Source organism: Clostridium sp. AF32-7AC (assembly GCF_003477925.1).
In the GTDB taxonomy this organism is placed as follows: Bacteria; Bacillota; Clostridia; order Lachnospirales; family Lachnospiraceae; genus Otoolea; species Otoolea fessa.
Map to the genome: position 1 here is coordinate 171,694 of NZ_QUEG01000005.1, position 13,402 is coordinate 185,095.

The window sequence follows — 13,402 nt, forward strand, 5'->3', positions numbered from 1 at the left end:
CCCGATTAAGGGACATTCAAAGCTGGTATTCAGATTTGTTTTCCTGTCCGGCGCTTCCACCCACAGCCACCTGCCTCTGTTATTTCAGGCTTTTCCTGCGACGCCGTTCTCTGTCCAGTTCCACAATCCTACTGGTCTTCTCAACACTTTCTTTATATAGATAAACCCGTTTCTGGTTCATCATTACAGTCTCGATTATATCAGCTGTTTCTATTTTGTCAAGATATTTTTCTCTTGAGTTTTCACTGCATTGACAGACCGCCTCTTTCATGGTATGATAATAAGGATCTAAATATAAGGGCCAGTACCGGTTTCGACAGGGATCATGAAGCTGGTGAAGCTATCCGCATGCGATGCGTTAAATGGCAAACTTAAAATTAAACGCTAACAACAAATTAGCATACGCTGCCTAATTTGGCAGTTGTCAGCCTTAGAGCACTCACACTTTAAGAATCTGGCATCGAATATGTGAGAAACGATGACAGGCGGGTTCCGGACTGTCAGGCGTATCAGGAACTACTGAAGTTCTGAGGATGTTCGTTTCCGCAGGATAGAGGGAATGTCAAAGAACGGACTATGATAGTAGAAGAACAGGGAATTGGTTTTTGGACACGGGTTCAACTCCCGTCTGGTCCACTAAAAAGAACTGCCGCCCAGCAAATCATTTGCTGATGCGGCAGTTCTTTTTCTTATCTATTTTTATTCTGCATCTTTTACCGATTCTGGAATATCTCAATAATCGCCTTCACGATCGCCACCAGCACATTCCACATCCGTTTTAACGGACCTTCTTCACTGCTGCCGTCTGCCTCCTGATCGGAGATATCGGTTGATTCATCATCATCGCTGATCTCATCGGTCCGCAGGACGATCTGCACGCTGTTCGGGGACGGATTTTTCGAGGAGGTAAAGGAAATCTTCTCCGCCTCCGGATCTATGTTCAGGAAGTTGTTCTCATCCTCAAACTTATCGATCTGCTCATCGAGCGTACTCTTCATGTTTTCCCCCGCTTCCCGAACCGCCGCAAGCTGATCGATCATGGTCAGGTTCTTATCAAGAATCTTCTCCATGCCCTGCAGCGTTGCCTTGGTTCCGGCATCCAGCGAATCACCTGCCGAAATCAGCGTGTCATTCAAAAGACTGAGCATATCATGTGTGGTATAAAGCGCCCTGGTCAGCCGGTTCATCAGTTCTTCAGCATCAGACAGGGAATCCAGCATCGTCGGCACATATTTATCCGTTGTGTCAATCAGGACCCGCATATCATCCAGCAAATTAATCAGTTCATCGGTCGAACTTCTGAGCGCCGATAAAGTCGAACCCGTCTTGCCAGTAATATCTCCCGCCGTCTTGAACGCACCATTCACTTTATTCACAATCGTTTTCGCAGTTTTCTGCGCCTGCTCCACTTTCTGGAAAATGCCCTTCGTCTCTTCCACCAGACTTGCAGCATCCGCAGAATAAGTAGTCGCTGACAGAGACTCCAGCGCCTCCTCTACATCATCTTCTGCATTGCCAATCTCATCTTCCCAGCTCGCATCATTGACACCGCCGCTTCCCGGCTCGCCGGACGGTCCGGCTGTCAGGGCTCCCGCAGAAACCTCGGTTCCAAATGCATTCACCTCTGCATCCTGACCCGAGGAGTTGTCTTCCGAAGCGGAACCCGAATTCTTAGCAGAATCCGTCTCTGCCTTGTCTGCCGTCGAAGCAGGATTCTTCTCTTCCGTCTTTGTCGCTGATTCAGCCGCTTTTTCCGCCTGGTTACCAGCTGCACCAGACGCTATGCCTGCGCCCGCTGCTTCCTGTTCAGCCGAATCTTTACTTTCTGTTCCTGCTGAGCCAGAGGCCGAAGTGCCTGCTGCCATTTCCGCGTCATCCGTGGTATTTGCAGAACCCGTAGTTTTTGCATGATCGGCGGCACCTGCAGAATCCGTGATATCTGCGCTGCCAGCCGCCCCCGCTGTCTGACCATTTCCGTTTCCAGATGCCGCCTCCGACGATACAGATGTCTCTTCCTTCTCCGCACTCTTCATCTTGCGGATCCGTTTCAGCTTCATGCCGTCTAACGTGGCTAAACTCTGATTCAGGCTTCCAATCCCCTGTTCTGTCACCGCCAGGGAGGTATTTCCCTGTCCCAGAAGTTTATCGAGTTCTTCCAAAATTTTCTGGACTTCCGCCGTCTTCTGAGCAAGCTCTTTCTCGATCTCCTCCTGCGACTGCTGGCTGAGCAGTCCCTTGTTCAGCTCATCGGCTGCCGAACGCAGCGATTTACTCAAACCTCCCAGACGATCATACAGGCGATCTAGTTCATCCTGCATATCTTCCATCGTATTGGAAAGCGCCTGTGTGTTGCTGTTAATATCCGTCACCGCATCGCGCGCCGTCTGTAAATACGGAATCATGACCGTCGTCTGATCCGTGACCGCCTGCAGATCGGCAAGCGCCTGTGTCGAGAGCGCCTCGATCTGTTTCCGGTTAGCACTGACGGTTCCACGCGCCTGATCGAGATTTGCCAGACCGCCCTTCACGCCGGAAACATCCGACTTCATGGATTCCATCGTCTTTAACAGCGCATTCATGCTGTCATACATCTTGTTTCCATCCTCGCGCCAGGTATCTTTCGCCTCTTTCAGATCCTTGATGCGGTTCAGCTCATCCAGGGTCCCCGGAACCATCATCATAATGACTCCGATATTCTCATACTTATCCGTGCCGACCCGGACTGTAAAATCGCCGTCCTCGCCCGGAAGCGCCGCAAACATTGCCGCCTGATAGCTTCCAACCGACTGCACCTGCGCGCCCGGCGCATCGACACTATAGCATTTCTCCATATCCACCGGCACAAGCACGGTCAACACCATATTATTTTTGTAATACGCCTTCGCCTCCTCATTCGGGGTCGCCTTTACATTGACCTCAACCAGACCAGACGCCCCCGCCAGTTTGGATGCATCCGCTTCCACTCCATTAAGTTTATAGGAAACGTCAAACGTCCAGGGCAGATCGACGCTGTTTTTCGGCATCGTACATTGATAATAAAAACGCGAATTCTTCTCCGGCAGTTTCCATGTGACGGTTCCATCGCCAATTTCCGGCGCCGTGTCGTCCGTCATGTTGACCACCTTGTCATAGGTACCATAATCGGTATATTCGGTCAGTCCATTCGTGGTACAGCCTTTGACCACATTGATCTGCGTTGCCGTTCCATAATAGTCCAGATTGACATACATCGTTTCATCTACCTGAACTCTTGGTGCAGCCGCCCGGACAGGAACTGCCGCACTCGTTACCAGCGTAACCGCTGCCAGCGTCGCCGCCGCTCCTCTTCTAATGATCTTCTTCATGGCTTCCAGCCTCCCTTTTTTCTGTCATCTTCCGTTTCCGGTCTTTTCTTCGTTCTCTCACTTTTCCGAGTAGCCGGAGCTTTCTTCTGTGTTTCTCCCGCGCCTCCGCATCGGAATCTGTTTTCTCTTGAGAACCGCCCATCTCTGTCATTTCTGTATCTTCCAGCGCTTTCGTTTCAGCTTCGAATTGTTTTCTTTTCGACGTAACTGAATCTACCAGCGGCTTTTTCCCTTTCCACACGGCACCAGCCACGCGTCTTGCCGCCCGTTTCATACGGGCATGGCGGCGTTCGCGCCGTTTTTTGAAAAACAGATGAATCCTCTCAAATTCGTTCTGCATCAGGATATGATCAAACAATACCAGAAATGCCGGCATCAGGGAGCAGACAAAAAGCATACTAATCAGAGCCCCCCGTCCAATCAAATGTCCCAGATCGCCGATCGCCGCGACACTCGATACCTTGTATACAATATATCCGGCACAGGTCAGGATCGAACCGGATGTCAGAATCGCCGGAATACCAAGATTCAGCGCCCCGATCGCCGCTTCCTTCTTATCCATCGTCTTGCGGCATTCCAGATAATTGTTCGTCGTCAGAATCGCATAATCGACGGTCGCGCCCAGCTGGATACAGCTTACGATAATGTAACCAATGAAAATCATCGTGTCTCCGACGATGTACGGTACCGCCATATTGACGAAAATCGCGACCTCAATCGGAATCATGATAAGGAGCGGAATAATCAGTGATTTAAAACTCCACATGACAACCACAAATACGCCGATCAGCGACATCACATTGACACGGCTGTAATCCTTCGTGATCGTCGTCTGGATGTCCTGTGTGGACGGTGTTGTGCCGACCAGATACGAATTTTCCGGATAATATTTCTTCATGATCGCCTGGATCTCATCCGAGCACTGGTACGCCAGCTTGCTCTCGCCCTTACTCTTAACGTAAATAAGGATTCTCGCATAATCTTTTTTATGTAACTGGCTTGTGATGCTGTACGGAAGGAAATCTTCCGGTACGCCCTCCGGGAGCTGCCCGGACAAGGACGTTACACTCTTCATGTACGGCAGGTCTTCCAGCTCATCCGTGAACTGTTTTTCCTTGATAAAAGAAGTATCCGGCACGATTGCCATCATCATATTGCTTCGTCCGAATTTCGCTGTGATCAGCTCATCATCCTCATATACCGTCGTTCCCTCGCTGGCGCCGACCGCGTCATTTCCGTAGAGGAAATCGTTCATGCTCTGCGCCGTGTATGCCGGGATCGCCAGCACCGCAATCAGAATCAGCACGATGCGGCGGCTGTTGTAGATACCGTGGCTGAGCTTATCAAACGACGGCAGGAACGAACGATGGGATGTTTTCTCAATCATCGGCGTCATACGCAGAATCATCGCCGGCATAAAAAACACCACTGTCAGAAGACTCAGGACAATACCTTTTGCCAGCACAAGTCCCATATCAAATCCGATATTAAACTTCATAAAACACAGAACGATAAATCCGACGATCGTCGTCAGGCTGCTGGCGAAAATGGAGTTTAATGCCTCATTGATCGCGTTGCTTAACGCGGTCATCTGATCCAGTCCCTTTGCCTTTTCCCTCGCAAACGCGTGGCTTAAGAAAATCGAATAATCCATCGAGCAGGCGAGCTGCAGGACCGCCGACACACTGTTCGTCAAAAAGGATATCCGCCCGATAAACAGGTTCGTTCCTTTGTTCAGGACGATCGCCACGCCCATGACCGTCAGATACAGCACCGGTTCAAACCAGGAGTTCGTCGTCACGGTCAGAATCAGGAAAATAACCACGACCGCCAGCGTCATAATCAGCTTCATCTCGCTCGAAACATTTTCCTGCAGCGATTTGTTCTGAACCGCCATGCCGACGTAATGTCCCTTGTCTCCGAGAATGTCCTTGATCTCATCGATCGTCTGGGACGTCCTCTTATCCGTGTCGCCGTTTACAAAAACAATATCCATAACCGCCGTATTATCCTTGTAATACTCATCAACACTATTAAAGTTGATAAATGCGTCCGCCGCGTATACGCTGGTCGATGTATCGAGCCACATGACCTGATCGACTCCGTCCAACGCCTCTATTTTATCCTTGTAGGCTTTCGCCTCATAAAGCGAAACATCATCAATCATGATGCGCCCCGTGCCGGGGTAGCCGAATTTCTCTTCCATCAGGTCCAGTCCCTGTTTGGACTGGACGGTCGACGGCAGGTATTCCGTCAGATCATAGTTGATCTCGACAAACGGCGCCATGAGCGCTGATATCAGCACCAGAACCAGAAAGACAATCTCGATCGCCCTGCTCCGCTCAATGATGAATTTCGGCAGGGAGAAGGCTTCTTTTTCCGTCTGTTTTTCTTCTTTGCGTTTATGTAAAAATTTCAGTTTCATGCCTGCTTGCTCCTGTCATACAATGATTGCGATCCTTACCGCATCAAAATAATCATATAATAATGCTTATCGCCGACCTGCTGATGTGCAACACCCATTTCCTTATAATAAATCACCCGGTCCACGCGCTTTTTCTCGTCGCTGTCGTGATTACGCAGAAGCTTTTCTTCTGCCTGCGTCACATCATCACAGTTGATGAGGTAAATCTCCGTATGACGTCTCGCAGTGCTTTCCCCGATGGATTTGAGGTAATTATCAAGTGTGCCTTCATCCGGGATCCGGCTGCTTCCATAGCCCTTACTGCGTGCCATCGCCAGACGGTGTTCGGCGATCTGCTGTAATTTTCCATTTAAAATAAAGCTGGCATCTTTATCGTAATCTTTTTTGTCATCGTCATAGTAATCTTCTTCCTCATCCCCGTCAAACGCGTCCGCCTTCAGCTCATTTAAGCTGTCCGCCATCGCCCGGGTATCTGCATCCAGAAATGCCAGCGTGTACGCGCCGCCGCCCGTGTTTTTCTTCTTTTTGGCGTTCGCCAGGCTGCCGTCCGCGTTGATCGTATACTGCGTCTCATCCTTTGTGAAGGTCGTTCCCTCCATCGCGCCGCTGTCTTTCAGGAAATAGTATTTTCCGTCGATATTCTGCCAGCCGGTCGCCATCGCGCCGTCCCCTTGCAGATAATACCAGGTTCCATTTTCCTGCTCCCAGCCCGTTTTCATCAAACTGTCTGCTCCGAGCAGGTACCATTTTCCGCCCATCTGCTGCCAACCCGTCAGGTAAGAACCGTCCATTCCCACCAGATAATAACCATTCTCCACCGGCTGCCAGACACCCGCATCATCCGCAAGCACTGTCTGGGCGGCAGACGCTGAGAAAAGGAGACTTACTCCTGCAATTCCTGCCAGCCGTACTATCTTATGTCCCAGAACCGCTTTCAGCGCCCTTTTTAACCCCGGCGCCGTCCGTTTTTCTTCCTTCTTCATCCACAAACTTCTGTCCTTCATACGCTGTCCTCACTCTTCTTTATGCTTATTGATCGGATCCATCTGTTTCCAGTTCCACTCCCCGTGCCGTTAAAAGTGCCCGGAGCATCGCCGCCAGTTCCTTTTCCGAGATCCGGCTGCTGTCAATCAGCATATTATAACTTGCTTTATCCGCCCATGTCTTTTTTGCATAAAAATTATAATAATTTTTCCGTATTTTATCCGCTTGTTTGATCAGGTATTCAGCTTCTTTTTCATCTGTCTCGTAACGCCGCATAATCTCCTTCACGCGCGCCTCCATCGGGGCATATATAAATAGAGAAATAAGCCCTTCTGTCTCCTCCAGGATCTTGTCAGCGCAGCGTCCCACGATAATGCATGGACCTTTCTTCGCATACTCCCGGATCAACTGGGACTGCACGACAAACAAGGTATCATTCATCGGCTTTCCATAACCGGTAAACGGATTGCACTTGGCCGGAACCTTAAAAAGAAAACGGTTCGCCTTCATCTCGTCCGCCTCTTCCAGTTCCTCCATCTTAAATCCGCCGCACACCGCTGCTTCCTCTATCAGATGGCGGTCATAACAGGGAATTCCCAGTTCCTTTGCCAGAGACTTCCCCAGATTATGGCCGCCGCTTCCAAACTCTCTTCCGATTGTAATGACAAAATTTTTCATACCAGATTCCACCTTCGTATCTATTTCCTTTTGCTTTCGCATATGCTGCAGGTTCTCATAGCCGTTCCTTTCACGATTGTCAGCCACTCCTGCCGTCTGTGAAACGTTCCATACAAAAGACTTCTTCGCAGTGAACAGTTACATCTAAAATAGAGCATATACAACTCATGTCTGTTTAATTGACATTTGTTCATTTTTGAACTATAATGCATTATACTAAGTTGTTCGAATGAATACAATAATCATTTTTACGTCAGTTGTATTTTAATCAACATTTCATCACATTATGTTTGTTTTTTGTATCTGGTGTGCCCATTTTTACTTATTTTTAACACTCCCTTCATCCACAGCCTCCGATACACAGTCATACGGCGTTTCCCCGTCTGGAAACGTTCAGAAAGGAAGTCACTATGAAAGAAGAAATACTCGACCGGCGTGTACGAAAGACGAGACGCCAGTTAAAAGAATGCTTAACCCGCCTCCTCAAAGAAAAAAAAATTCAGGATATCACGGTGCGCGAACTCGCCGAGATGGCTGACATCAACCGCGGCACCTTTTATCTTCATTATAAAGATGTCTTTGACCTGATGGATCAGATCAAAAATGAACTGATCGAGGAGGTTGAGTCTGTCCTGACGCACCATCCCGTTCCCGAACTGGTAGCGCGCCCTTCCCTCGCACTCTCAGAACTATTTCCTCTTGTACAGGAAAATGCAGAGATTGTTTCTATTTTAATAGGAGAAAACGGTGATCTGAATTTTGTCAACCGCCTGAAACGCATTGTCAGCGATAAATGTTTAAAAGGCTGGCTGGATCTCAAATGTTCCAGCGATCCGGATACGCTCGCGGCATTTTCCGCCTTTATCGTTTCCGGCTGTGTCGGTACCGTTCAGTACTGGATCGAAAGCGGCATGAAGGAATCCACAGAACAGATGGCAATCTTGACAGAGGACTTTATCTTAAAAGGCATCCGGGTGCTGGAAAATCCGGCTTGACTTTCACGAAATTCCGTGCTTTAATAAAACTGCAATTTTTAAAAATTCAGAAAGGAGAACCACATGGACAGTTGTGACAGCAACGGGCGAAGTCGTCGCGATGGGCAAAATCAAACTATGAATTCCAACCATGCGTACCAGACTGTTGGTCTGCCGCAGGGTCTTTTTGAGTGTGAATCGGGCTGTCTGGCAGCACATTTCCGTCTGCTTTAACAGGCTGGTGATTCAGTGCTGAACGTTTCCCGGCACGATTGGTTTTCATATATATTTGTCCATCGCCCTGGCGCGGGTTTGAAACTGCTATCTGCGGCATTTCATCCTGTTCCCGACTGGCGGTGGATTTTTTTATCCCCGCACTGCTCGCCCTGTACGTCCCAAACGGCATTAAATAGAACGACAGAAAGCGAGGGAACCAAATATGAATCAGACTCCAGAAATGGACGAAAAGAAAACAAGCTCCCCGGAAACGGCTCCGATCGCCGCAACCGCAGAGCACAATGCTAATTTTGAAGAAAATATCCGCTCGATCATCCGCAGCGGAAAACCGGCAAGCGTGATCCGGGATGACCTCGACAATTACCATGCAAACGATATTGCCGAGGTTCTGGAAACACTGGACACTGCGACCCGGAAACGCCTCTACAATATTCTCTCTCTGGAAATGACGGCAGAGATTTTCACCTATCTCGATGAACCGGCGCCTTATCTGCATGAACTGGGGCTTGACCGGGCGGCAGCCGTTCTGGCAGAGATGGATGCCGATGAGGCGGTCGATATCCTCGAAAATTTAGATCCGGAGGAAAAAGAAGCCCTGATCGCGCGCATGGATCAGGAATCCAAGGATGATATCCACCTGATCTTTTCCTACGATGAGGAACAGATCGGTAGCCGGATGACAACCAACTACATCGTCATTCCCAATAACTGTACGATCAAGCAGGCGATGCGCCATCTGATCTCCCAAGCGGAGGACAACGACAACATCGACACCATCTACGTCGAAGACGAAAATGGGCGCTATTTCGGTGCGATCGAGCTGAAAGATTTAATCACTGCCCGTGAGTACATGAAGCTGGAGGACATCATCAGTACCTCCTATCCGTATGTGTACGCGGATGAGAAATCTTCGGACTGTATGGAAGAGCTGATCGATTACAGCGAGGATTCTATCCCGGTACTCGATCGGAACCATAAGATCATCGGCGCCATCACTTACGAGGATATCGCCGAGGCGATCGATGACGAGATGGGTGATGACTACGCAAAGCTGGCAGGTCTTACTTCAGAAGAAGATCTGCACGAACCACTGTTACAGAGTTTGAAAAAGCGCCTCCCGTGGCTGGTGCTGCTGCTCTTCCTCGGCATGGGTGTTTCCTCGGTGGTCGGTATTTTCGAGCCGATCGTTGACCGTATCGCCCTTCTTATCTGCTTCCAGTCGATGATCCTCGACATGGCAGGCAATGTCGGCACCCAGTCGCTGGCTGTCACCATCCGTGTCCTGATGGATGAGGATATCTCCGCGATGCAGAAGCTGGGATTTGTATTCAAGGAAATGCGAATCGGATTTTTAAATGGACTGCTGCTGGGCTCGGCTTCGTTCGTCGTAATCGGCATTTTCATCCATATTATGAAACAGAAGAGTCTTTTCTTCTCGTTTGCACTTTCCGGCTGTGTCGGCATCTCTCTTCTGACCGCAATGGTAATCTCCAGCCTGGTCGGCGTACTGGTGCCGATGCTGTTTCACAAGCTGAAGGTTGACCCGGCAGTTGCGTCTGGTCCGCTTATCACGACGGTGAATGATCTGGTAGCGGTTGTGACTTATTATGGACTGGCAGAGATTTTGCTGGTGGATGTGTTTCATTTAGTATAGAAACCGTTTAATACAGAGATTTGTCAGCGATCTTCTTTTTTAGCGACTTCTCCCTGCTTCTTATAAATAGAGTTTGCATCTACCCCGCCGCGCACGCTGGAAAGCGGATAGATATTGGTGCCGCGTCCGATGATGCTGCCTGGATTTAGGATGGAGCCGCAGCCTACTTCTACGTTATCACCGAGCATGGCGCCGATTTTTTTGCGTCCGGTTTCGACCTTGCCGTCTTCGGCGTGGATTTCTACCAGAAGTTTATCGGATTTTACGTTGGAGGTGATGGAACCGGCGCCCATGTGGGATTTGTAGCCTAAGATGGAGTCTCCGACGTAGTTGTAGTGCGGTACCTGTACTTTGTCGAACAGGATGACGTTTTTAAGCTCAGTGGAGTTTCCGACTACTGCACTTTCTCCGATCAGGGCGCTGCCGCGGACGAATGCACAGTGGCGCACCTCGGCGTCTTTGCCGACGATGGCCGGTCCGTGCAGATAGGCGCTGTCAAATACCTTCGCGGTCTTGTGAACCCAGATGCTTTCACCGCGTTTCTCATATTCTGCCGGATCCAGGCTATTTCCCAATTCGATGATAAAATCACTGAGACCTGCCAGCGCCTCCCACGGGTAGGTAAACTGTTTCAGATAATCTGAAGCCAGCGTATGGGTTAAATCATATAATTCTGTGATTTTCATTTCTTCTTTTTTCATGATCATTGCCTTTCCTAAAATTCAATTGATTCTATTATTATAAATAAGCTATTTGGTTCCAGCTTTTGTCGCTCTTGCAGCTTTCATATTTCCCGCGCTCTTCGCACTTCTCGAACTCTTCTTCTCTTTCTCTGCATTCTGGTAGAACACAGCAACCGCATCAAACGCCGGCCGCAGCCCATACGCATTTCCCATATGAACCGCATTGTAAGTGCGTCCGATAACGAAGCGCTCTAATTTCTGCATATATTCATCCGGTGTGATGCTGCCCTCTGCCACATAGGTCAGACCTTTTTCCCAGCTTGCCGTCAGCTCCGGGTTGAGAAGCTGCTTCATGGATGTGTGTACGACCTCATAAATCAGTTCTCCCAGATAGGTCGGCGTGATGACCTGCGTTTTTTCGTTGAGCGCCATGTATTTGATGTTGAACAACTTTTTCAGGATCTCCGCGCGGGTTGCACTCGTTCCGATGCCGCTGCCCTTGATCTGGGCGCGCAGCTCTTCGTCTTCGATAAGCTGACCGGCATTTTCCATCGCCAGAATCATCGAACCGGAGGAATAACGCTTCGGCGGAGATGTCTCGCCCTCTTTGATCTGCAAATCATCCAGTGACACTTTCATCCCCTTTTTGAGCTGTTCCAGCATCTGGATAAACTCTGGGTGGGACGCGTCAATTACCTTTGGCTGGCTGCTGTCTGTTCCATCTGCTTCTCTTGCCGGATTTTCCGCATCATTTCCATCTATACCTGGTTCAAGGCGGTTCGTTCTGCCGACACTTTCCCCGGCGGTGTCCTTTTTCTTTTTCGGAATTTCCGCCACCTTGAGATATCCCGCTTCTTTCAATACCTTGAAACCGGCAAAGAAATGTTCACTTTTTACCTCAATCTCAACCGCATATTTCTGGTAAACCGCCGCCGGATAAAAGATGCTTAAGAAACGGCGCACAATCACCTGGTAAATCTTGCGGTTCAACTCCGGGAGACTTCTCAGCGCGCCGAGTCCCTGTCCGGTCGGTATGATTGCGTAGTGATCGGTAATCTGCTTATCATTGACATAACGCGTTTTTGCTATGTTCTTCCACAGCCCTGCCTGCATCGCCTCCGATGCAAATGCCGCCAGCGGCTCATAATGCGTCAGACCGCCGATATTTTTGCTGATCTCCTTCGCCACCGCCGTTGAAAGCACACGCGCGTCCGTTCGCGGATAGGTAACCAGCTTTCGCTCGTACAGCTCCTGCACCACTTTCAGGGTCTGATCCGGGCTGATTTTAAACATTTTAGAACAATCATTCTGGAGCTCCGCCAGGTTATAGAGAAGAGGTGGATTTTTGGTTTCCTTTTTCTTTTCCACTTTTAAAATGGTTCCCTGCGAAGTATTATATACGCCCATTAAACCCGCGTCCGCTTTTTCTGCGTCGCTGATCTCTGACTGCATGACTCCCGAATTTTCGCTTCCATTCTCGCGTTCCCACAGCCATGCAATCAGCGCCTCCGCGTCCTTTCGCTCCTTAAAACCATTTTCCTTATACAGACACGGCGTTCCATAGTAACGGCTTCCTTCCACCGCCCGCCATTCGCCGTCAATCGAGATGCCTGCCGGTCCAAATGTACCGATCACGCGGTAAAATGGCGTTTTGACAAATTCCCGGATCTCCCTCTCCCGGCGGACTACCATACCGAGGACACAGGTCATGACGCGTCCGACTGAGATCACGGTCCGGTCAGAACTTCGCATATAGTTAGAAACAGATGGTCCATATTTCAACGTCAGTGCGCGGGAAAAGTTAATTCCCATCAGATAATCTTCTTTTGCCCGCAGATATGCCGAATCCGCCAGATGATCGTATTCGGACAGATCCTTCGCTTCGCGGATGCCGCGCAGAATCTCTTCCTCCGTCTGTGAATCGATCCAGACGCGCTTCTGTCTCTTGCCCTGCACGCCAGCCATCTGCGCGACGAGGCGGTAGATATATTCTCCCTCCCGTCCCGAGTCGGTACAGACGTAGATTGTATCTACATCCGCCCGGTTTAAGAGACCGCTCACGATTCCAAACTGTTTCTTCACGCTGTCGATAACCTGATATTTCCATTCTTTCGGGAGAAATGGAAGTGTCTCCAGACTCCAGCGCTTATATTTCATATCATATACTTCTGGATAGCTCATCGTGACCAGATGTCCAACACACCAGGTCACAACCGCATTTTCCGACTCAATATAGCCATCCACCGATCGTCCATTTACCTTGAGTGCATTTGCGAACTCACGCGCCACGCTCGGTTTCTCGGCTATAAATAACGATTTTGCCACGTTGTTCTGCTCCTATCTTACTAATTTCGTAACTGTTCAGTACCTTCACAGTCACGCGCAAAAATCCATTAAAAATTGCCTACGGCAATGGGATTTTT

General features: G+C 49.4%; 9 protein-coding genes and 1 other RNA gene. 4 read left to right on the forward strand and 6 right to left on the reverse strand.

Going from position 1 to position 13,402, the window contains the following annotated elements; translation table 11 throughout:
* The first annotated feature begins 298 nt into the window (after window positions 1-298).
* Window positions 299-639, forward strand: a transfer-messenger RNA (tmRNA) gene (ssrA, locus tag DWZ45_RS09305).
* A gap of 74 nt (window positions 640-713) precedes the next feature.
* Here ssrA and DWZ45_RS09310 read toward each other — a convergent pair.
* From DWZ45_RS09310 to DWZ45_RS09325, 4 genes are read right to left on the reverse strand one after another with little or no spacing between them, the layout of a single operon-like run.
* Window positions 714-3,344: a hypothetical protein gene (locus DWZ45_RS09310; protein WP_118468736.1), complete on the reverse strand. Its 2,631-nt coding sequence runs from the start codon at window positions 3,342-3,344 to the stop codon at window positions 714-716.
* On the reverse strand, window positions 3,328-5,769 hold the full coding sequence (locus tag DWZ45_RS09315) for an MMPL family transporter (RefSeq protein WP_107000020.1): 2,442 nt from the start codon (window positions 5,767-5,769) through the stop codon (window positions 3,328-3,330). The genes DWZ45_RS09310 and DWZ45_RS09315 overlap by 17 nt, the downstream gene beginning before the upstream one ends.
* A gap of 35 nt (window positions 5,770-5,804) precedes the next feature.
* On the reverse strand, window positions 5,805-6,773 hold the full coding sequence (locus tag DWZ45_RS09320) for a cell surface protein (RefSeq protein ID WP_243023469.1): 969 nt from the start codon (window positions 6,771-6,773) through the stop codon (window positions 5,805-5,807).
* A gap of 25 nt (window positions 6,774-6,798) precedes the next feature.
* Window positions 6,799-7,431 (reverse strand): cytidylate kinase-like family protein, encoded by a 633-nt coding sequence (locus DWZ45_RS09325; protein ID WP_118468738.1) that lies wholly within the window; start codon window positions 7,429-7,431, stop codon window positions 6,799-6,801.
* 410 nt (window positions 7,432-7,841) lie between these two features.
* Here DWZ45_RS09325 and DWZ45_RS09330 point away from each other — a divergent pair, with 410 nt between their 5' ends.
* From DWZ45_RS09330 to mgtE, 3 genes are all read left to right on the forward strand, one after another.
* Complete coding sequence (locus DWZ45_RS09330; protein WP_107000022.1) at window positions 7,842-8,426, forward strand: TetR/AcrR family transcriptional regulator; 585 nt, start codon at window positions 7,842-7,844, stop codon at window positions 8,424-8,426.
* Between the two features lie 63 nt (window positions 8,427-8,489).
* Window positions 8,490-8,639 (forward strand): hypothetical protein, encoded by a 150-nt coding sequence (locus DWZ45_RS14510; protein WP_022358426.1) that lies wholly within the window; start codon window positions 8,490-8,492, stop codon window positions 8,637-8,639.
* Window positions 8,640-8,844: 205 nt separating this feature from the next.
* Entirely contained in the window at window positions 8,845-10,296 is a 1,452-nt protein-coding gene (gene mgtE, locus DWZ45_RS09335) for a magnesium transporter (protein ID WP_233430158.1), read from the forward strand.
* Window positions 10,297-10,319: 23 nt separating this feature from the next.
* On the opposite strand, the gene DWZ45_RS09340 is transcribed toward mgtE, so the two are convergent.
* Both DWZ45_RS09340 and DWZ45_RS09345 read right to left on the reverse strand, forming a co-directional pair.
* Window positions 10,320-10,997, reverse strand: a complete 678-nt coding sequence (locus tag DWZ45_RS09340) for a UDP-N-acetylglucosamine pyrophosphorylase (RefSeq protein WP_118468827.1) — start codon at window positions 10,995-10,997, stop codon at window positions 10,320-10,322.
* A gap of 48 nt (window positions 10,998-11,045) precedes the next feature.
* Entirely contained in the window at window positions 11,046-13,304 is a 2,259-nt protein-coding gene (locus tag DWZ45_RS09345) for a DNA topoisomerase (RefSeq protein ID WP_107000023.1), read from the reverse strand.
* Between the last annotated feature and the right edge of the window lie 98 nt (window positions 13,305-13,402).